This window comes from Microbulbifer jejuensis (assembly GCF_047289955.1).
In the GTDB taxonomy this organism is placed as follows: domain Bacteria; phylum Pseudomonadota; class Gammaproteobacteria; order Pseudomonadales; family Cellvibrionaceae; genus Microbulbifer.
This window is the reverse complement of sequence record NZ_JBLBUB010000008.1, coordinates 108,093-129,225: the sequence shown is the minus strand read 5'-3', so window position 1 is coordinate 129,225 and position 21,133 is coordinate 108,093. Positions and strand designations below refer to the sequence as shown.

Genomic DNA, 21,133 nt, shown 5'->3' with positions numbered 1-21,133 from the left:
CCCTTAGTGCCCTCTATTTCTTCCCGGCCAGGCGTCTAGCCTTCTCAGCGCGCTGTTTACGCGCCTCCTTCGGATCGGCGATCAGGGGACGGTACACTTCAACCCGGTCACCGGGCTGTAATTCGTAGCGCTCCGCCGGCGGCAAGCCCTTGCTGCCCAGCACCTGGGCATAAATCCCCATTTTGACGGTATTCGGGTCCACCTCCGGATACTCTTCCGGTATCCCCGAGCGTATCAGCGCCTCACGCGCGGTAGTACCGCGTTTGACCAGTAAACGCATCAGACGCTGCTCGTGGGGCAAGGCATAAACCACTTCCACTGAAATCGTCTTGTTTTCTGTCATCGCGGTTTTCCGTATATCGTATCAGCTCGCTCACACATCACCGCAACCATCTGGTTGGCCAGATCGCTGAACAGCTTGCCCACAGCTGCGGCAACCAGACGGCTCTTGAGGGAAAATGCCAGGGAAAAGGTCACCTTGCAGGCACTTTCAGCCAGCGGACTAAACTGCCACTGCCCGGTGAACTGCTCAAAGGGGCCATCGACCAGAGTCAGGGTCATACTGTGCGGTCGCTGCAAGCGGTTGCGCGTGACAAAACTCTGCCGAATGCCTGCGCGAGACAGTTCCAGGCGCGCCTCCAGAGTTTCTTTATCGCGGTGCAAGACCTCCGCACCACGGCACCCCGGTAAAAACTGCGGGTAGCTGGCCACATCATTGACCAGATCAAACATTTGCTCTGCACTGTACATCACCAGCGCGCTGCGCTCTATTTCAGTCATTCCTGCTATCCAAGCCAGTCTACTTGGCAAAATTGCCTGGGATTGCCATTCACCCGCTAATTTTGCCAGCCGACGCTACTCAAGCAAGGCAATTCCTGTAACAATCGCGTTTTTGCCGGCGAGCCGCACTCGGCACCAGCCGGGATAACAACGAGACAAGCCGTATCGGGTACAGAATAATAGTGAGAGTACTATGACCGCAGTAAGAGAGCATTTTGGGTCAAGACTGGGTTTTATCCTGGCCGCCGCGGGTTCCGCAGTAGGCATTGGCAACCTGGTGGCCTTCCCGGTAGCCGCCACCAAAAGTGGGGGCGGCGCCTTCCTGTTGATCTACGCTCTTTTCGTCTTCCTGATCTGTCTGCCGGTCATGATGGCGGAGTTGGCCTTGGGGCGACGCTCCGATAAAGACCCGGTTGGCGCCTATCGCGAACTTTCCAACGGCTCCCACCTCTGGCGCATACCCGGATGGCTGGCCTTGGCCACGCCATTTATGATCGCGGTGTTTTACCTGGTGGTCACCGTGTGGGTACTGGGATACTTGATTGAAACGGTAACCGGCAATCTGGACAAACTCGCCACCCCGGATTTCTTTATCCAGTTTATCAATACTCCACAGATATTTATCTATCTGGTGGCCCTTATGCTGGTGATCAACGCCATTCTTGCCATGGGCGTCAAGGACGGGATAGAACGCGCTGCGAAAACTCTGATGCCGATGTTGTTCGTCATGCTGCTGGGATTGGTGATTTTTGTACTGAGCCTGGAGAACGCCTCTCTCGGCTTAAAGTATTACCTTGTTCCGGACTTCAGCAAGGTCGACGGCAATGTGATCAGCAAAGCCATGGCCCAGGCTTTCTTCTCCCTCTCTCTGGGCATGGGTATTATGATCACCTACGGCTCCTACATGAAGCGGCAGGACTCCATCCCCGGCTCCTCCCGCGCAGTGGCCATCACCGACACCCTGGTGGCCTTCACCGCCGGCCTGCTGATACTACCGAGTATCTTCCACTTTAATCCACAAATAGACCCCTCTGAGCTGAGTGAATCCTCCGCAGGCATGATCTTCCAGTTCCTACCCAAGATCTTCCTCGCCCTGCAAGACGGTATCGGCTATGTTGGCGCAAGCGCAGTGGCTGCAACCTTCTTCTTCCTGGTGCTGGTTGCGGCGATCACCTCACTGGTTTCCATAATCGAAGTGCCCATCGCCACCCTGCGTGACGAGCGGCGCATGGAGCGCAAAAAAGCCATCTACCTGATTGCCGGGGTACAATTTGTACTGGCAATTGCTTGCGCCGTATCCTTTGGCATGGTCAACTGGACCACTGATTTTGTGCAACTGGCCGGCACCAACAAGTCCTTCTTTGATTTGGTTGAGATCATCTTTTACGACACCATTTTGCCCCTGAACGGCCTGCTGGTGTGTCTGTTTGTGATCTATAAGTGGAGGAAGGCAAACTTTGACAAAGAACTGCAGGAAGGCGATGAGAACTTTGCCGGCTCCTTTTCACAGAAATACGTCAACTTCTCCCTGGGCACCTTTATTCCATTGATACTGTTGCTGATTTTCATCAACACCGTGGCCCTGAAGTTTTTTGGACACAGTTTTATCTAGTCATTCGAAGTTTTCATGACCCAGAAAAAGAAAGCGCAAAGACCCAATACCATTGCCCTGAACAAGAAGGCCCGCCACGACTACTTCATTGAAGAGAAGTTTGAGGCGGGTGTGGAAATGCAGGGATGGGAAGTAAAGAGCTGTCGCGAGGGCAAGGCCCAGCTGACGGACAGCTATGTCATTTTTAAAAATGGCGAAGCCTGGCTACTGGGTGCGCGCATACAGCCGCTGCCCAGTGCATCCACCCATTTTGTCACTGAGCCCGACCGCACCCGACGCCTGCTGCTCACCAAGCGAGAGCTGTCCAAACTGATCATTGCAGTGGAGCAGAAAGGCCACACGGTGGTGGCCACCGCGCTGTATTGGAAAGGGCACCTGATCAAATGCGAAATTGCCCTGGCCAAGGGCAAGGCGACGCACGACAAACGCGAAACCGAGAAAAAGCGCGACTGGAACCGCGAGAAACAGCGCCTGATGCGCGCAACGCACAAGTAGTGTGCCGTATTAATACCCCGGTATCCAAATAGGTTACCAGGGTAGTACCAGAAGAATAATGACAGGATTTATCATGAGTGCACCGCGAGGACAATTCAGTTCGAATATTGGCTTTTTGATGGCCGCGGCGGGGTCCGCCGTGGGCCTTGGCAATATCTGGGGCTTCCCTACCAAAGCCGCCAGCAATGGCGGCGCCGCCTTTGTGGTGGTCTATCTGTTCCTGGCCTTTGCACTCGCCTACCCTGCCCTGATGGCCGAGCTTACCATAGGCCGCTACGCGCGCCGCAATATGGTGCAGGCCCTGCGCGCCATCTCCAATGGACCAATCAGCCGTTTCTTCGGCGGTCTCACCGGCTTCGGCGGCATTCTGGTAGCCTCGCTGATTCTGAGCTTTTACGCCATCGTAGCGGGCTGGATGGTAGCGCATCTGGCCGAACCCTTTGCCACACTGTTCGGCGCTCAGGATGCCGCGCAGTGGCTGACTGGCAGTAGCACCGAGCGCAATCTGCTCTTCACCGCCATTTTCAGCGGCCTTACCATGCTGATTATCGCCAGCGGTGTAGAAAAAGGGATTGAGCGCTGGTCCACCCTGCTGATGCCCGCACTGATCATTCTTCTGCTGCTGTTGATTGGCTATGTGCTCACCCAGCCCGGCGCCCTTTCCGGCCTTGAGGTATACCTGATGCCGGACTTCAGCCATTTCACGCCCAAACTGCTGATCTCCGCTTTGGGTCAGGCCTTCTTTTCCCTGTCGCTGGGGGTGGGCACTATGCTGATCTACGGCTCCTACCTGAGCCAGCAAGAGAGCCTGCCGCGCCTGGGTGCGCTGGTGACGCTGATCGACGTGGGTATCGCCTTTACCGCCGGCCTGCTGATTTTGCCGGCTATGTACGTTGCCCAGGAAGCCGGCTCACAGATTTTCTCTGCCAGCGGAGAACTGGTCGCCGGACCCGATCTCATTTTACAGGTGCTGCCTGCGCTGTTCGACACCATGGGGGAAGCCGGTATCGTTGTGGCCATCACTTTTTTTGCCCTGATGGTCATCGCCTCTCTGACCTCCTCGATTTCCATGCTGGAGGTGCCGGTGGCATTCTCCATTGAAAATCTGGGCATTCCGCGGCGCATCGCCACCCCCGTGGTGGGCCTGATCATCTTCGGCATCAGCACGATCATCATCACCCACTTCGATACCCTGTTTGGACTGGCGGTTAGCATTAGTACCGAATACGGGCAACCGCTGCTCGGCATCGCCCTGTGTATCTTTGCCGGCTGGGTCTGGCGTCGCGACCAATTGCTCGCCGAGTTAAAGAAAGGTCACCCAGACATTGAAAAGACTCTGTTTTGGAAGATCTGGCCCTGGTATGTACGCATTGTCTGCCCACTACTGATCCTGACCGCCTTCGTACATTCGGTCATATAGGAAATCCCAACCACCCGCTCCCGGCGCCTCCGCCGGGGCCTTTCCCACAGGTTTCTCTTGTCTGAACAGCGACCGGCCTGACTGCCGGGCCAATCCGGTGTATTGCCGGGCCGCCAATTGAGGTATACTCGCACGACACGAGAGTGTTTCTGATCGGGGATGACTTGGATTCGACGCCGGTGACGAAACCTTGGGTGCATGCCGTGATGGCAGCCAATCACGTTAATCCAAAGCTGTACTTTACTAGTTGCCAACGACGACAACTACGCTCTAGCGGCTTAAGCCCGCTAGCAGTCTGCTGCAAGGTTCCAGTATCGCGCTGCAGGCTGTAATACAGAACTGGATCGCTGTGAGCCGCGCCTGTCGGGGATCGGTTAAAAACTTCTCAGGCTCGCCTTCTACGTCCTGACCGCCGGGCTGTAGCGGGCTAAATCAATAGACGGAGCTAAGCATGTAGAGCCTCTGGCAGAGTGCTGACGGACGCGGGTTCGACTCCCGCCATCTCCACCAAATCGCTGTCTCAGACAGCCCACAAAAGCCCCGCAAACGTTGAGTTTCCGGGGCTTTTGCTTATCTGACCAATCCCAGTTGATCTAAGCTAACCCGTCCAAATCCAGCCTCAAGTGGACGGGTTATTGAACGGGTTGATTGCAGTGCGACCGTCCAACCCGTCCAAATTCTATGGAAGGTGAGCTATGCCGCTGTCTAACACTAAGGGCCGCGCCCTCAAGCCCCGCGAAAAGAAGTACATCGAGTCCGATGAAAAAGGGCTGACCATCGAAGTCACTCCCACCGGGGCCAAGCGCCAGGTCTGCCGCGGGTGGTGCTCAGCGTGGATGAAGTGGAGCAGGTTCTGACCACTCCCGACACCGACGACCCCAGCGGCCTCCGCGACAGGGCCATGCTCGAACTGTTTTATGGCACCGGCATCCGCCGTATGGAAATGGCCAATCTCAGCGTCTACGACCTCAACCCCGGCCGCAAAACCCTGCTGGTGCGCGAAGGCAAAGGCAGAAAGGACCGACTCTTGCCGGTGGGCGAGCGAGTCCTGCACTGGGCCGAACGCTACCGGCGCCAAGTGCGCCCGGAACTGGTCAGCGGCAAAGACAGTTGTTACCTGTTCCTCACCGACCAGGGCCAACCCTGGCCGATCAACACCCTCACCGTCCTGGTCAGAAAGTACCTGCGCCAGGCGGGCCTGAACAAGAGCGGTGCCTGTCACCTGTTCCGCCACGCCATGGCTACCCACATGCTCGATAACGGCGCCGACATCCGCTACATCCAGACCATGCTTGGCCACGCCAAAATATCGACCACACAGATTTATACCCAGGTCAGCATTGAAAAGTTGCGGGAAGTGCACCGGGCCACCCATCCGGCGAAATGGGACCAGCGGGAAGGCGAGCGGATCGAACTGTTGGAAGCCCTGGACCTGGAGAGAGAAGGCGACGACGACTGAGGGCACCATCCACCGCCGCGCTCAAGGTTCACCAATGTTAAGCGAAAAAGTGCCTTGGGGGTTGTAACCTGATAATCTATACGCGCCTTGGCGCAAACGCTCTTTAACTTGTTGATTGCATTGGGGTTGTAGCGGAAATAACGGCGGGCCCGCGTCGGAACAACTCTTCTGGCCAGAGTAATGAAACTGATGGAATCTTAAGTGGCCTAGGAAAAGGCATTGTTGATTTATTGGGTGCCTCGATTTCAGAAGCCCCACTGTATCAAACTCCTCTTATTGATCCATTGCCGGGAGAGGCTTCGAGCTTTGGAGAGGCTTTCGGTGGCTACCAATCTCCTTTTGCTCCACCGCAGTCCAATGAAGCCCAGTTGGGTTATGACTTAGCTCCGGCTGTTTTACTCGGAGTGAGTCTTATATCTAGAAATCCAGTAGCTACGGCCCCAAGGGCTCTTGGCCATTTACGTATCGGCCATACAGTTCCCTGGGCTGATATGACAAAGGCTCAACGTAGGGCATTTCAACACTCTTACTCACGGCATGGAACTGAGTTAGGGCTTCCAAAATGGAAGCAAGGAAATGCAGAAGCATTAAGAGGACAATTCAATAGCGTTGTTGGACATATTCGTGAAACTGGAACCCACTTAGGAACTAGAATAAAACCTTTTAATGGAAGATCAGTGCGGGTCAATTATTTCGAATCAAATATTCAGGGTACTAAATATTACTATTATGAAACGATGAGTGGCCAATTTGTTAGTGCAGGAAAAGCAAGATAAGGGGGGCTGCAATGGAAATCATAGAAATTTATATCCTTTGTAAAAATAGATCCAAAAAGTTGGTTTTCGAATTCCTGGATAAATTTCTTCCCAATAGGGAGGCTTCAGCTGAAGAATACCCGTATCCAGAATACGTTGATCAACCAGAGCATGTCTATAGTGACGTTGCTGAACTAATGGCTGTATTGGATAGCAATGAAGATGAGTCATACTCTCTGTATTGGGATTCTACTGATAACGCTAAAGTTAAAAATGCGATGGTTTTCTATACTGTGGATGGAGGGTTAATCGTTGGTATTGCTGTTGAAGATGATCATAGGGAGGCTTGGCTTAATAAGCTCTCCAATTTAGTTGGCGGTGAATTTGGTTATGTTAGTTTTGAGATGCCTCCCCCTGAGACTGTTCAAGAATTTATAGAATATAGTGAAAAATCAGACCAAGTAAGACTGATTTCTGGAAATATAGTGAAGGGCTAACTTTTGTTGGCCCAATTGATAAGATTCTCAGCTTCCTCTTCTTACTTGATACTATAAATTCAAAATCCCGACAGACTCTTCTGTCGGGATTTATTTTTAGCAGGCTCATTCAACAGTCAGCACCAAACACCCCGCCATCACTCTGACCTTCACCGACGTATTGATCTCAAAACCTGCCTGGCGCAGCCAATGGCCTTTCATCTGAATCCACGGCACGGAGCGGCTGGCAGCTAACTGAGAAGTAGAGGCATCAGCGAGCATGGGAAAATTTGCGGCAGAATCCACGGGTCATATGACAGCTAATACAGGTACGATAGCAGTGCAATGGAATGTTATCGGGCAAGCCTTACTTTCTTCCTGAGAACTGTTACCCTTTTATTTCTCAAAGTAGTTGGGGTTTGGCGGTAGTCGGTCCCTTTCAAAGAAAGAATAAATACTTAAACAGGGCGTTCACTATGCGCGTAAAACCGATGCTGCAGTATCTGGCAGCGACCACCTTGGTTGCATTACTGCAACCCGCGGCAGCGGACCCGGGGGAAAAAGCCTCAGAGTCTCGTTCTCTGCAGTTGAGCGTGTCCCGCGAAGACGCGTCTCAGGCGCAGCGCAACAGGCAAGCCTGGCCGGAGGTGATCAGATATCGCCCGAATGAAGAGGTGCGCATTATCATCGAACTGCGCGGGCCCTCCGCTGCGGAGCAGGCTGGCTTGCGGGCATCGGGCGCTATCGGCACACGGCGGGATATGCGCGCTTTCGCCGCCCGGCAGCAGGAGTTGGGCCTGCGCCAGCGGCAAATGGTCGCCAAACTTCAACAGCGCAAACTGATCGCGAGCCATAGCCACCGCTTTACCCGTGCAATCAACGCCATCAGCGCAACCGCCAGGGTGGATCAGCTGCCCGCTATCGCCGCCATGCCGGAGGTGCGCGCGGTAACGCGGGACCGGCAGGTGCGCGCTTTTCAGACCGGCAGTCCGCAGCAGGTACGCGCGCCCGAGGTGTGGGCAATGCGCGATGCGCAAAGCAGGGCCGTCCAAGGGCAAGGGACCAGCATCGCCATTATCGATTCCGGTATCGATTACACCCACGAAGACCTGGGCGGCTGTTTGGGCAGCGGCTGTCGTGTGGCCGGTGGCTACGATTTCGTGAACGACGATAGTGATCCCATGGACGACCACTTCCACGGCACCATGGTGGCCGGCGTGGCTGCGGCGGTGGCGCCCGCTGCCAAGCTCTACGCCTACAAGGCGCTGAATAGCGATGGCATTGGCAGCGGGAGCGACGTCATCGCCGCCATCGAGGCCGCGCTGGACCCGGACGGAAATCCGCAAACGGACGACGCGGTGGACGTAATCAATCTTAGCCTGGGCGGCGTGGGTGGAAACAACTCGGTTATGTCCGACGCCGCCAACAATGCCATGCGCGCCGGTGTCGTGGTGGTCGCCGCCGCCGGCAACGACGGTCCCTTTCTCAACTCCATTGGCAGTCCCGGTTCCGCAGAGGAAATCGTCACCGTGGGCGCGGTGGATGGGGTGGGCCACCTGGCGGACTTCAGTTCGCGCGGCATGTTCGGCATTAGCCTGGACCTGAGCAGCAACAGCGTCAAGCCGGAGATGCTCGCGCCAGGCGTGGCTATCACCAGTGCCAACCTGGGCGGCGGCCTCCGCACTGAAGACGGTACTTCTTTTGCCGCGCCCCATGTGGCAGGCGCCGCGGCGCTGCTGCGCCAGCTGCACCCGCAACTGACCAGCGCCGAGATCAAGGCGCTGCTGGTCAACCGTGCCGCGCAGGTAGCTGGCCAACTGGCCGAGGTGGGCAACGGGCAGTTGGATGCCTTCGCGGCCGCGAGCGCGCGTTTTCTGGTCAGCCCGCCGACCCTGTATGCGGGGCACTTCGGACAGGGCGCTCACAGTCGAAGATCCCTGCAGGTGACGGTGAAAAACCTGGGCGCTCCCGCCGAATTCTCAGTTGCGGACGAGGGTACTTTCCCTGCCGGCGCCGACTTGGATCTTTCCACCGACCAGTTCGAGTTGGAAGCGGGTGCGAGCAGAGCCCAGCTTGTCGATCTGAATGTCGATCACGGTCGGGTGCCCTACCGCGAACCGCTGGAACTCGCCCACGATTCGGCGCTTGAATATTTATCCGGCGAAGAGCGGGTGCGCCTGCCAGTAGCCTTCCATCGCGCGGAGGTGCTGGCCATGCGTGAATCCGAGGCGCCGGGGGAATTCTGGTCCTATTCCGCATTTTTGTTCAATGAGAGCTGGTCTGCCTGGAGGCAGCTCTCCCATTTCGAAAGTGCTGAACCGGTCCTGCATATGGCGGTGCGTGACGAGCCGATCAATATTCTGTTCAGTACGGACGTCCTTGCTGTCAGTACGGACGTTTTCGCTGCTGGAGAGCGGTATGACGTTTGGCATGCGTTTGAAAACCGGCACACGTCCGATGGTGAATTGGTAGTGCCTGCAAGAGTTCGGGGGGCTGGTATTCCCCCTCTGCAAACAGAAAGCGGCAAGACGCTCCAGTTTATGGAACAGGTACTTGAGCTGACCCACCCTGAAATGCCCGGAGCCTTGAGCCTAGGTTACGGTGGGGATACGCCGATGAGAACCCTGCGCAACCTGTCTGATAACTTCCATGTCAACTATATGGGCCTGGCGGAGGAAGGGAGCGCACACCCGCAGGACCGCAAGCTGTATACGGTTAAGCACGGCCAACAGGGCATGGCTGAAGATCTGCACTTCGATCTCAGCAATCCCGGCAGTACGCAATTGCTGATCAGCAATCCGTTCTGGAATCGGGAGGGTTATGCCGTGGGTTGGGGGCTCAAAATGTACGAGTCCGTTAGCAACTGGAGGACGATACCGAGCGAGTTGACCCACAAATCGTCACTGCTTACCCTGCATGGGCACGAGGAGGATATCACCGCTTGGCCCACATTTTTGAATTTAAATGTCCCCCTACGGGAAGATTGGACCGTGAGAACCGACAGCAACGAAATTTCCGTCGGCCGCACGGTCTACCGCAAGCTGCGGCGTAGCGATGAGGACTTCACTATCCCCGAGGTAATACTGGAGCGGTCCAGTGGAATCATGCTTATGGGCCAGGGTCCCAGGTATTTTGCCGGGGGCCTGCGCAATGACAGCGGTTTTTATCGCTTGCTTCCCAGCGACGGGGGCTCCACTTCTTCTTCCTTGATAATGGACAGCTGGGGCAACGGCTACAGCCGGGAGACGAGATACCGCGCCCTGTGCCTGCCCGGCGATAGTGAATTGAGCAGCGGCGACTTTATTCCAGAGTTCCTGTTCTTCGCCGGCAGCGAATGCACCTCGGTGCAGATGGATTTCGAGTACACCACGTCTCTCGGTGAAGATGATTACACCTCCAGCGCCCGGGTACAGCTCAACAATCTGGACGGTGTCGCCGCGCCGCGTATCGCTATGCTGGAATTGCTGGACGACGGCGTGATTTCCCACTATGCGCGCCGCAACGCCAAGCTGTTTTTGTCCCTCGAAAGCCAGTTGCCACTCGACTCCGTGACCACCGAACTGGCGCTGGACGGGGGTGACTGGTTGTCGCTGGAGACCGCACCGGTGGACGGTCGCTACCTTGCCCTGGTGCCCGAAGTGTCGGAATCTGCCGTCGCCGACCTGCGCATTGTTGCCACAGACAGTGCCGGCAACAGTGTGCAGAACACGATTCGCGGCGCCTTCGTGCTGGGCTTGAATGCGGCAACGGTAGTGGATACCGATAATGACGGCGCGGTGGACAGCGAAGATGCCCAACCCTTTAACCCCCGCTTCCGGCAGGCATCGAGTTCAGGCGTGAAGTTCAATTCGGGTACTGCGGGCGATCGCGAGGCGAGTCCCGGCGAGGAGGATGTGGTGGTGCAGGTATTTAGCCTGGAGACGGACGTAGATTCGGAGCTCAACACCCTGACCTTGCAAGCATCCGGCAGCGGGGACGACGGATTGGATATCGCCCTGGCAACACTCTACCTGGACAACAACAGCGACGGAAACCTGGATGAGGGCGACACCCTACTTGCCAGCAGTGGATTTCAAACAGATAACAGCGACCTGACTTTCCAACTCGACATGCCGGGACCGCTGGCGCTGGAATCTGGCGAGGGCCATTTCATCGTCACTTACGACTTTGTGCAATGAAGGAGCGCAAACTGATGAACGGGAAAAACTTCATGCTTAAATCTGCGGTCCCCGCTCTGCTGCTGGCTCTGAGTGCTTGTGGCGGCGGTGGCGGTAGCGGTAGCGGTGGCTCGGACAGCCCGATAAACCCGCCGCCTGGCGATTCCGTACCCAAAACCTTCTCCAGCAGTATTACCGCCGTGGATATTCGCCGAAAAGACAGCGGTGATTCGCTGCCGGTATCCGGATTGCCTGGGAAGGGTGCAGAAATTACGCTGAGCGAATGAATTGCTTTTGGGTATAGGAAGTCTAAAAGCCTTTTTGCCATCCACAAGCAAACACCAACTGTAGCGCTCCACTTTGGGTTCTGTCGCAAACTTTATGTCTGGCCGAAATACACCGATGATCTGGGCGCAGTTACCCTGCGGCCGCCATAAACTGGCGATAGGCTGGTATGTCAGCCTGTCCCAGTTGCCCTTTTCGGATCATATGTGCTGCTTCAATTTCATCGAGAGTGACAGCGGCTGAAAGCCCATCATAGGCTTGGTTACCCTAGCTGCGACAAGAATCCCACGGTAACCCTATTGAACTCGGTTATAGCGTTTCAAGCCATCGCCTTTACCTCAGCCACGGCCATGTCAATCTCTGCAGATGTGTTGAGCAGGCTCGGTGCGAAGCGGGCGTAGGAGTTACGGTAGGGTGTAGCGCTGGCAATGATCCCTTTGCCGCGCAAGCGTTTGACAACCTCCACCTGGGGCACGCCCTCAACATCGAAGCATACCAGGCCGGATGACAGTTCCGGTGATATCGGCGTGTAGAGCTTGACGTGGTCCAGCTCGGCAAGTCCCTGCTTGGTCTGCGTATTCAGATCGTGGATACGCTCCTGCACCCGCGCCTTGCCCACGGCGAGGTGCAGGTCGAAGGCCGCGGGCAAAGCCCAGCGGCTCTCGAATGAATGGAAGCCGCCCGGGGTCATGTGCTGACCTACCGGCACCTTATCCGGCGTGGTCTGGCCCAGCCAGACGCTGTAGCTCTCGCTAAAGCTGGGAATGACGGGGCGAGCCATAGACCAGGCGCGCTCGTTGCCCCAGATGACGCCAGTGCCGCGCGGGCCGAAGATCCACTTATGGGTGCCGGCCATAAAGAAGTCGCAACCCAGCTGGCTGACATCTTGATCTTCGACGCCGAATCCGTGCACGCCGTCCACGCAGAACAGAATCTGGTCCTCCTTGTCGCGTTTGAAATTGATCTCGTCGATGACGGTGGACATGGCCTTGATCGGCAGCTTGACGCCGGTAGAGGAGTGCACCCAAGTGCAGGCGAAGACCCGGGTCTCGGATTTAATGGCATCGTGCAATCGGCTGCAGACGCCGTCCACCGACACCAGGGCCGGATCGTCGTACAACGAGATCTGACGAACGCTGGCCCCAGTACGCTTGGCGCGCAGCTGCAGCGATAAGTCGGTGGAATAATGGTCGTGGGTGGTTTGCAGTACCTCCGTACCGGGGGCGAGCTGCAGCCCACTGTAAACCATGGCCAGGCCCATGGTGGTACTGTCGGTGAGCGCGATGTGACTGCCGATGCCGCCCATGTAGCGCGCCGCGCTGCCGGTGATCTTGCTATCGATGGTCTTGTAGTGGCGGTGCCAATAGTCGGCAGGGTTCTCATCGAAGGCCCTACGATGCGTTTCGATCGCCTCGGCAACCGGGCGCGGGTGCGAAGCCAGCAGAAATGTTGCCAACTGTATATAGTCACGGGTCAGTGGAAATAAGTCTCGAAATGCGTTCCAATTTGTCGCGGCAGCACCGATGCTCGTTGGGGCAGCTTGGGCTGCGCCGGTGCCGTTCAGTGTGACGGCGCCAATAGCCAGCCCCGCCCTCTGCAGAAACTCCCTTCTCTTCACGGTTGTGCCCCCCCAGAACGCATTCCATAAACCTTCAACATAGACCACAGGGATCGGAATGCCAAACGTTCAGCAGCAATGCTCAATTTGAACGCTATTGTAGCTAATTCAGCTCAGGTCGGAATCTTATGACCAATCACTTGGGAAATTCTACGGCCACAAAGTAAAACGTTACACGCTACTCAAAAAATTTTTACTGAACTACCACTTGTAAGGCTGGGAAGAACCTCGCGTGCGCTGTTATTGTAGCGAAGGAATAGGTCGCCACTCAGTGGCTATGGAGTTTCGTTGCTTAGCCCTGGCCGCTTTTCGTCTGTGAATGCTCCCAAAGTCTCTCCGTGATGCCCACCATTTATTGCAAATCTACCCTGTGGAGTGAAGTCCACATTTTCTGGATCGGAAAACAGAGGATCAACAAACTGCGAGACCTGGTCAGGATCAGATTGCAAATGTGTATGAAGCGTGTCGGTGAAAGCACTCGTCCAATCGCTAAAGCTATTAAACGTTTGAGGATTTTCGCCTCCAAGGTCCAGTAGCCATTCGGGGCCCGTTGAGGCAGTGTAGTCTGTGTGCCAGAAAAGGTTGTAATCCATCTCACTGATATTAGTTGAAATACCCAGTTGGCTGGAAGCCCGGGTAATCAGGAGGTCTCGTTCAACATGGCTGAAAATATTATTGTAAATGGTAACGTCAGTCATGCCCGAGAGGTTTACTGCAATACGTTCGATATCGTGAAAGGTATTGTTGACAACACTGAGATCTTGCGATTGCTCTCTGGTGTTTCCCATGTCCAGGTCAATAGCACTGGCTGTTTCAAGGAATAAATTGCCCTGAATTTGCAGTTCGCTTATCTTGCTGTCTGCGTAGGGGGCACCATTCAGTGAATTAGTTGTTCCGACAACTGCCTTGTCGAGCAGTTCGAAGTGATTGTCTTGAATAATGATATCTGACAGTTGTTTATCATTTTGAGTCTGGAGTCGAACACCGGTGTCGGAATTGGAGAAGTGGTTCTGCCTGATGGCTATCTCCGTGATGTCACCGCTGTCTGCGGTCACGATGGGAGTGTTACTTTCCCTATCGCTCTGGTAGATGTCGTGGATTAAATTGTTGCTGATCTCCACCTGGCTGGCACGTGACAACCTTATACCGCCAACATTTCTGTCACCATATACATGGTGGATATGGGTGTTGCGGATCTTGATACCGTTGGATTCACAGTCGCCGAGCGATGATGAAACCCCAGAAGAGTGTACATTTTTGATCTCAAGGTTTTCAATAACAACATGGCTGGCGCACAAAAGGTAAATGCCAACCACGCTGTCTTCGTCGGTCGAGGTAATGCCCTGGTCAATAACCGGTGCAGAGGTGTCGTTACTTGTATCACCAGCAATGCGGATCGGGGCGTCTGCTGTTCCGCTGTTGGCCAGTGTAAATCCTCGTATGGTTTCACCGGGGAAGCGATAGTTAGTTCTGTATTGGCGACCGCCTCTGATAATGATGGTATCGCCTGCCTGCACCTTTTGTAGCGCATCCTGCAAGGCTTGGCTGCCATCGACTTCGTAGGTTTGAGTGTTTGGGGGCGGTGGTGCCTGGGTGTCTGGGGTTACAACAGAGACCTCCCCGCCGGACCCGGATCTGCTGCAGGCGATAATCGATATGGCTGTGCATGCTGCGACGGAAAGAGGGAGCAAAACCCTTTTAGTCTTTGTAGTGGGCATTTTATAAGTACTCAAATGAATCGTTGTAAAAAATAGCGAATTACCATCGAGGCTAAGCCAGGTTTCAGCAATCTTTCCGGCATTGGTGGCGTGCAGAGAGACACATAGGTGAGCCGGGGAATGAATGCGCAAAGATCGAATCTGCGCTTGAATCTATACTGGAATTCCACCAAATAGCGCCGCGCATATTCAGGGCGGATTGCATGGTGATAGGTGCTGCGCAAGGCACCCGTTGAATTGTCGGGTACTGTATTCACCTGATCAAGCTCAGGCCCTCCAACGCAAGCGCGGCCACCACCACAGACAATCGGATTGCGTGTGCAGTTTGCCCTGGTAACGGCCTGGAAGTACGCGAGGCCATCTGAGATGGCGGTGAGAAATTTCATCATTTTAATGCCTTTCTGAAGCTGTACCTTGTTGCGAGCTATGATGGAATTCTTTTCAGATCAATGAGATGCCTGTGTTTATAGACACACTTAAATGTCACTTAACAAGTGATGGCACTCAAAAAATGATATGATATACTATACGTGTTTTGGCGCTTGGGCAATTCTGCAAGGGTATCTTCTCTGATCGTATCTGAGCAGTGTTGTCCGGGTTATCGTTTGTGAAAATACGACGTTTTGCTGCTCGAATAATTCATAAATTATCGAATAACTTATAAATAAAAGATAAGGAGATCATCCATGCAGAGTATCTTGAAATGGATTGCCGCGGGCGTGTTGGGTGCCCTGGCTGTTCAGTCCCACGCGCAACACAGCGATGTTACATTTGACGTTGACAACGGTCAGATTGTTATCGAGCTTGAAGGGCATATGCACGAATCAGGTAAAGGCGAGGCCCCCGAAGGGGGTGTCCTTACCAGCGGTGGAGAGGTATTGTTGTTTGAAGCCGACTTCTTCGATTTCGGTCTGGGCCCCTTTGCCACAGACGATCCGGGGTACGCCTCCCATGAAGAGACTGATGTGTTGAACCCCGGCGATTTCATCGGTTTCTCGGGTGTTGCTACATTGCAGTTCTGGGACGGTAGTGCCTGGACGACGACGACAGCTGACCAAGTGACTGTGGTCGATGTTTTTGGTGCAGAGACCGTATTTAGTTCCGCAGGCGTAGCCGCTGGCAGCTCTGGTTTTGTCGGTGTTGCAGATGCTGTGGGTGGTTTCCATTCACATATCGATTATGAGATCAACCCGGATGCAGCGATGGGTGCTTACCTGATTGAAATGCAGTTGTTGGGCTTTGACAGCACGGGCAGCAATCAAATTTATGGCACATCTGAGAGCTACTACATCGCATTCAACTTTGGTTTAGATGAAGCGGCCTATGAAGCGAGTATCGACGCTTTCCTTGCCAATGCCTCTGCCGTAGTGCAGCGACAATAATGATGTCCTCTGTACTGTTACGCGTGGGGGCTTGGTGCACACAAGAGGTTTAAATCACCGCCCCCCTGTCTTCCAGTCTGCTTGACAGGCATCTGGCCCGCTCCGCGGGCCCTTTAACTCATTCACTCAACTACATACATGAGGTATCAAGTGCTGAAGGCGTTTAGGCAGGTAGCAGGTTGGTTCGTCGTCCTGGCTATCCCCCAGCCGGGGCTAGCAGAAGATCCCGAGGACAAAGAACATGAAGAGATTGAAGAGGTCACTGTCTCTGGCCAGAAAGAACCAGGAGCCCATGACCAGTTTCGAACCGGTCAGTCTGGCGTAGTCCTGGCTGGCGATGAACTTCGCCTTGAGATCAGCAATACCCTGGGAGAGACATTGGCAAGCCAGCCGGGGGTTCACAACGCCACCTTTGGGCCCAGTGTTGGTTTGCCAGTATTGCGTGGTTTGTCTGGTGTACGCGTCAGGATCATAGAAGATGGCATCGGAAGCTGGGACGCCTCCTCGCTCAGTCCAGATCATGCTGTCGCTATAGAGCCAATACTAGCAGAACGCATAGAGGTACTTCAGGGCGCTTCAAGTATTGAGTTTGGCAATGCTGCGGTAGGGGGCGTCGTACACGTCGATACACAGCGTATCCCCTTTACAAAAGCAGGGCAGTCACACTCTGGTGCTGTTGAGTGGAGAACAGAACTTATTAACGATCACGCTCAAACAACCACTGCCGCAAAGTTCAATATTGAGAATCAGCGCTTCGGTTTTCATATTGATGGGTACAACAGAAATCACGATGATGTCGAGATCCCCGCTTGCGCCATTGATGTCGCGCGTGTGAATCGCCAGTTTGGTTTTGATGCAAGTCAGTCGAATACCTGTGGCTATATTGCCAACAGTGATGCTGAGGCGAATGGCTATTCGATCGGTGCCGCATTGACCGAGGAGCACTGGTACATCGGCGCTTCGGCCCGAAATATGAAATACGACTACGGCATACCGCCGGGAAGTCATACAGAACCTCGAGACAGTGGCCACAGCCACGGTGGTAGCGAAGGTGGTGATCCGCTGATCCGTATTGATCTCGAACAACAGCGTTACGACTTTAGAGCGGGCTATCGATTTCAGCAAAACGTTTTACAGCAGCTAGAGCTGCAGATAGCGACAGTAGACTACGAACATTTCGAAATGGAGAGAGGATTAGCGGGTACGCATTTTGTCAATGATGTAACCGAGGCAAAACTGAGTCTTGAGCACAACCTTGCTGCAGGCCTTGAGGGTGTGATCGGGATGGAAGCCATTGATCGCTACTTTTCTGCCACGGGTAGAGAGAGCTTTGTGCCACCCTCGGATGTGACCAGTTTTGGCGTGTACCTGGTAGAAAAATGGCAGCGCGGGGCCTGGACCTTTCAGGCGGGCGGACGTTTCGATGTCACGGAGATTCGCCAGCGCGAACTCACAGCCCCCCTTCGCCCCGATAATTATCAGCTCATGCACGCGCCCATTGAATATAAGACCGGCAGTTTCCAGCTGGGTGTTGACTATGGACTGGAGCACCATCAATGGTTCGCAGCACTCGGCAGACATCAGCGTACGCCCGATGTCCATGAGTTCTTGTCATTGGGGCCACATTTGGCGACCCGCAGTTTCGACCTCGGTTTGCTGCTGCGCTCCAATGGTGATATTCCAGACGCAGAGCTGTTTAACACCTTGGAATTGGGGTGGGATTGGTCGCACGGCCTGGGCAGTACCCACATCAGGCTATTTCGCAGTGAGGTGGATGGGTTTATCTATCAGAATAATACGGGGATTTTCTACGACCTCGCCGAACAGCTATTTCGTATTAACTGCGTTCGGCTAGCCGAGTGCCTGCCCGTTTATGAATACCAACAGAACGATGCAGTAATACAGGGTGGCGAAGTGCAATGGCTGTGGCCTGGTGTTTCTGTCGCTCGCGGTACCTTGCAAGTCGACTGGTTTGTAGACTACGTGGAGGGAAATTTAGAAGGTGCTGGTGACAGTGGCACTGGTAATGAAGACATTCCCCGAATGCCACCCTGGCGTCTTGGCGCAGGGGCTGAATGGTCTTCGACGCAATGGTTGTTCGATATCACGGCGACTTATGTGGCTGCGCAAAACAACCCCGGCGCCTTCGAGACAGAAACCGACAGTTATCTTGAAGTGAATGCGAGTTTGCACTACAGGCTGACGGGATGGCTGGACAATGCCAGCGTGTTCCTCAAAGGCAAGAATTTGAGTGACCAGGAAATTCACAATGCTACATCATTTATTCGAAATTTTGCTCCGGAGCCAGGTCGTTCCCTGGAGTTGGGGCTCAGCTGGGAGTGGTAAGATGGGGATACGATGTGTGGTTTGCTGCTATAGGCAGTTACGGAACTTAGTGGGCGTGCTATTGCTGGTCGCAACAAGCCTGAAGGTGAGCGCTCAACACCGCAGCTGTAACGACTTTGGACACTTTGACCTTTTCATTGATATTGTCCCACCGGCTGCAGTAGGCGCTAAAATCCTGGTCGACTCTGCGGGCTCTTTTCCGCTCAGTGCGGATACCGGCAACATCGTGGTGCCGGCAGATTTTGGTGACCTTCCCGGTGGACCACACAAAACGGATGACCCTGGTTGGGTGGTAAATACCGGCGGCCTTTTAGATGGCGAGAAACTGTGGTTTCGTGCTTTGGGAGCGCTCCGCTACTGGGATCCAACTATCGAGGCGTGGATAGGCCCCGTCAATGGGGAGCGCGTACGGTATTTTGGCACTATTCCTTTCGAAGTTTTTTTGCGAAACGATCCGGTTGAATTGGCATTCTACAAACAGGGAACGATATGGTCGTACGGCGGTCTCGAAGGCCCCCTCGAATCACCAATCGACCAGGCTGCGCCGGACGGCAGCATGCATACGCACCTGGATTTCTGTGTGGAAGCCGCCGATGGTGACTGTGCGCTCCGTGGAGTTGGGCACACTGGCAATCCATCGACCGGTGCCTATCTGATAGAACTGCAGTTATTTTCCGATGCGGGAGCAGGTGAGAAGTACAGAAGTTCGCGACCTATACAGGTCTTATTGAACAACGGCTTGACCGGGGATCAGTGTGGGACCGCGATCAACGCGTTGATTCAGCCAACTAATGTCGATTCGTCTGAGGCCCTGCCGGGGGCAGGGGTGCTCATCATGACGGGGTACTAACGCACACGGACCTGTACTGTGTCTGTAGCTTCGTCTGTTCATAGAGTACCCCTTTGAAAAAGGGGGTACGCTACGACATATCGACTGGCCTGGAAAGCCTGGGGCTGGTGAGGCACTTACCATTATTCCACCGTGTTTCGCACATCCGCTCACTCAGTTTCAGCGGCACTGGTGATCCACTCCAGGGTTGGCGCAGTACGGTGATGGGTTGCCTGTTCATAGCTGTAGGCAGCCCCGATCAACAGCGACTCGGTATTGGCACCGGAAAAAAAGGAGATCCCGACCGGCAATCCCTCCACATAACCCATTGGCACCGTAATGTGTGGGTAGCCGGCTACTGCAGCCGGGCTGCTGGCCGAGCCTTCGAATTGATCGCCACGCTCATAGTCGGTCTGCCAGGCCGGCCCCACAGTCGGAGCAATCAACAAGTCCACATCGCAACGATCGAGGGCGGCATCAATCCCCTCTTTACCGGCCAGGCGCCTGGCACCTTCCTGCGCCTGTATATAGGCGGAATCTGTCAATGCGGGGGCTTGTAGAGCGTACTCGAACAACTCCTGCCCAAAGTGGACAAGCTCCTTGTCCGCAAGCTGCTTATTGCCCTCAACCAGCGCCTTAAGGTTATTCACCTCAGGCAGGTCAGCCTGCTCCAGATACGCATTGATGCCCGCCTTAAACTCCGATAACAGGACGGTGAATTCCTGCTCTGAAAACTGCCCGACAGTGGCGATGTCACAGCTGTCGACCAGCTCCGCGCCCTGTGCCTGCAACGCTTTCAATTCCGCATCAAAGGTGTTATCCAGGTTTTGGTCGTAGCCCATCAGATTGCGTACCACGCCAATACGCTTCCCATTCAAACCGTCTTTCTGAAGCGCTGAGCTGTAGTTCACCGTAGAGTCGGTCATGGATTCCAGCAACAGGGCAGCGTCGGCAACGGTGCGTGCCATTGGCCCGGCGGTGTCCTGACTATGGGCGATAGGGATAATGCCACCCTGGCTGATCAGGTTCAGGGTTGGCTTGATAGTGACAATGCCGTTAATGGCTGCCGGGCAGGTCAGCGAGCCATCGGTTTCGGTGCCCACTGATACGACTACCAAATCCGCGGCCACGGCCACGGCCGAACCACCGCTGGAGCCGCAGGGGTTGGCACCCTCCTGATAGGGGTTACGAACCTGTCCGCCCACCGCACTCCAGCCACTGCTGGATGGATGCGCGCGAAAGTTGGCCCACTCACTCAGATTCGCCTTGCCCAGTATAACCGCGCCCGCCGCACGCAGTTTTGCCACCAGAGGGGCGTCCCGCTTGGGCAGGTTATCCTTCAGCAGCAGCGACCCTGCGGTATTTGGCATCTTATCGGCGGTATCGATATTGTCTTTTAGCAGTACCGGGATACCGTGCAGAGGGCCCCTACTACCTTCTTGTGCGCGCTCCTGGTCCAATTGCCTGGCGATATCAAGGGCATCGGGATTCACCACAATGATTGAGTTTAAGCCCTTTTCGCCCTGATCGTACCTGGCAATACGCGCCTGATAGTACTCCACAAGCTGCACCGAACTGAGTTGTCCATCGGACATCATCGCCTGCAATTCCGCGATACTCTTCTCACTCAAGTCTGGTGTCTTGGCCCCACTGCAGCCTGCCAGTGACAATACTGCCCCAAGTGCCAGGATTTTTATCCACTGTGACACGGCCTAACCACCCTCTTCTGATACTTGTTTCAGGACCCTGACCCCCACTGCTTCTATGGGGCCTTATTCACTGCAACCTACCGGATTTCGCC

General features: G+C 54.8%; 18 protein-coding genes and 1 other RNA gene. 12 read left to right on the top strand and 7 right to left on the bottom strand.

Annotated elements, in window-relative coordinates; genetic code table 11:
• Positions 1–13: 13 nt before the first annotated feature.
• Together ACL7TT_RS07185 and ACL7TT_RS07180 are read right to left on the bottom strand one after the other, a co-directional pair.
• A complete protein-coding gene (locus ACL7TT_RS07185; protein WP_299941809.1) occupies positions 14–343 on the bottom strand; it encodes an RnfH family protein in 330 nt (109 codons plus the stop codon).
• Positions 340–780: a type II toxin-antitoxin system RatA family toxin gene (locus tag ACL7TT_RS07180; RefSeq protein WP_299941812.1), complete on the bottom strand. Its 441-nt coding sequence runs from the start codon at positions 778–780 to the stop codon at positions 340–342. The genes ACL7TT_RS07185 and ACL7TT_RS07180 overlap by 4 nt, the downstream gene beginning before the upstream one ends.
• 193 nt (positions 781–973) lie before the next feature.
• Here ACL7TT_RS07180 and ACL7TT_RS07175 point away from each other — a divergent pair, with 193 nt between their 5' ends.
• The 7 genes from ACL7TT_RS07175 (at position 974) to ACL7TT_RS07145 (ending at position 7,018) form a co-directional block, all read left to right on the top strand.
• Complete coding sequence (locus tag ACL7TT_RS07175) at positions 974–2,392, top strand: sodium-dependent transporter (RefSeq protein ID WP_413394276.1); 1,419 nt, start codon at positions 974–976, stop codon at positions 2,390–2,392.
• A 15-nt stretch (positions 2,393–2,407) separates the two neighbouring features.
• Positions 2,408–2,887, top strand: a complete 480-nt coding sequence (gene smpB, locus ACL7TT_RS07170; protein WP_299941818.1) for an SsrA-binding protein SmpB — start codon at positions 2,408–2,410, stop codon at positions 2,885–2,887.
• A 73-nt stretch (positions 2,888–2,960) separates the two neighbouring features.
• Complete coding sequence (locus ACL7TT_RS07165) at positions 2,961–4,307, top strand: sodium-dependent transporter (protein ID WP_413394273.1); 1,347 nt, start codon at positions 2,961–2,963, stop codon at positions 4,305–4,307.
• A 155-nt stretch (positions 4,308–4,462) separates the two neighbouring features.
• Positions 4,463–4,817, top strand: a transfer-messenger RNA (tmRNA) gene (gene ssrA / locus ACL7TT_RS07160).
• 322 nt (positions 4,818–5,139) lie between these two features.
• Positions 5,140–5,766, top strand: a complete 627-nt coding sequence (locus ACL7TT_RS07155) for a tyrosine-type recombinase/integrase (protein WP_413394271.1) — start codon at positions 5,140–5,142, stop codon at positions 5,764–5,766.
• Between the two features lie 230 nt (positions 5,767–5,996).
• Positions 5,997–6,542 carry a hypothetical protein gene (locus ACL7TT_RS07150; protein ID WP_413394269.1) on the top strand — a complete coding sequence of 182 codons (546 nt, stop codon included), beginning with the start codon at positions 5,997–5,999 and terminating at the stop codon, positions 6,540–6,542.
• Between the two features lie 11 nt (positions 6,543–6,553).
• Positions 6,554–7,018, top strand: a complete 465-nt coding sequence (locus tag ACL7TT_RS07145; RefSeq protein ID WP_413394267.1) for a hypothetical protein — start codon at positions 6,554–6,556, stop codon at positions 7,016–7,018.
• 105 nt (positions 7,019–7,123) lie between these two features.
• Here ACL7TT_RS07145 and ACL7TT_RS07140 read toward each other — a convergent pair whose 3' ends face one another.
• The gene (locus ACL7TT_RS07140; protein ID WP_413394265.1) at positions 7,124–7,279 is read right to left on the bottom strand and encodes a SymE family type I addiction module toxin; all 156 of its coding nucleotides are present in this window, start codon (positions 7,277–7,279) and stop codon (positions 7,124–7,126) included.
• Between the two features lie 194 nt (positions 7,280–7,473).
• Between ACL7TT_RS07140 and ACL7TT_RS07135 the strand changes: the two genes are divergently transcribed.
• Both ACL7TT_RS07135 and ACL7TT_RS07130 read left to right on the top strand, forming a co-directional pair.
• Entirely contained in the window at positions 7,474–11,175 is a 3,702-nt protein-coding gene (locus ACL7TT_RS07135; RefSeq protein ID WP_413394264.1) for a S8 family peptidase, read from the top strand.
• A 32-nt stretch (positions 11,176–11,207) separates the two neighbouring features.
• Positions 11,208–11,441: a hypothetical protein gene (locus ACL7TT_RS07130; protein WP_413394263.1), complete on the top strand. Its 234-nt coding sequence runs from the start codon at positions 11,208–11,210 to the stop codon at positions 11,439–11,441.
• 317 nt (positions 11,442–11,758) lie between these two features.
• Here the strand turns inward: ACL7TT_RS07130 and ACL7TT_RS07125 are convergent, their stop codons facing one another.
• The 3 genes from ACL7TT_RS07125 to ACL7TT_RS07115 form a co-directional block, all read right to left on the bottom strand.
• Positions 11,759–13,057: an aminotransferase class V-fold PLP-dependent enzyme gene (locus ACL7TT_RS07125; RefSeq protein ID WP_413394262.1), complete on the bottom strand. Its 1,299-nt coding sequence runs from the start codon at positions 13,055–13,057 to the stop codon at positions 11,759–11,761.
• Positions 13,058–13,332: 275 nt separating this feature from the next.
• Complete coding sequence (locus ACL7TT_RS07120) at positions 13,333–14,595, bottom strand: right-handed parallel beta-helix repeat-containing protein (RefSeq protein ID WP_413394261.1); 1,263 nt, start codon at positions 14,593–14,595, stop codon at positions 13,333–13,335.
• Positions 14,596–14,786: 191 nt separating this feature from the next.
• Positions 14,787–15,164 carry a transposase gene (locus tag ACL7TT_RS07115; RefSeq protein ID WP_413394259.1) on the bottom strand — a complete coding sequence of 126 codons (378 nt, stop codon included), beginning with the start codon at positions 15,162–15,164 and terminating at the stop codon, positions 14,787–14,789.
• A 297-nt stretch (positions 15,165–15,461) separates the two neighbouring features.
• Between ACL7TT_RS07115 and ACL7TT_RS07110 the strand changes: the two genes are divergently transcribed.
• The 3 genes from ACL7TT_RS07110 to ACL7TT_RS07100 all read left to right on the top strand — a co-directional run bounded on the left by ACL7TT_RS07110 (position 15,462) and on the right by ACL7TT_RS07100 (position 19,353).
• A complete protein-coding gene (locus tag ACL7TT_RS07110) occupies positions 15,462–16,157 on the top strand; it encodes a hypothetical protein (RefSeq protein ID WP_413394257.1) in 696 nt (231 codons plus the stop codon).
• A 150-nt stretch (positions 16,158–16,307) separates the two neighbouring features.
• The gene (locus ACL7TT_RS07105; RefSeq protein ID WP_413394255.1) at positions 16,308–18,503 is read left to right on the top strand and encodes a TonB-dependent receptor; all 2,196 of its coding nucleotides are present in this window, start codon (positions 16,308–16,310) and stop codon (positions 18,501–18,503) included.
• 1 nt (position 18,504) lies between these two features.
• Positions 18,505–19,353 carry a hypothetical protein gene (locus ACL7TT_RS07100; RefSeq protein WP_413394253.1) on the top strand — a complete coding sequence of 283 codons (849 nt, stop codon included), beginning with the start codon at positions 18,505–18,507 and terminating at the stop codon, positions 19,351–19,353.
• Positions 19,354–19,502: 149 nt separating this feature from the next.
• On the opposite strand, the gene ACL7TT_RS07095 is transcribed toward ACL7TT_RS07100, so the two are convergent.
• Positions 19,503–21,041, bottom strand: coding sequence for an amidase (locus ACL7TT_RS07095; RefSeq protein ID WP_413394251.1), 1,539 nt, complete (start codon positions 21,039–21,041; stop codon positions 19,503–19,505).
• Between the last annotated feature and the right edge of the window lie 92 nt (positions 21,042–21,133).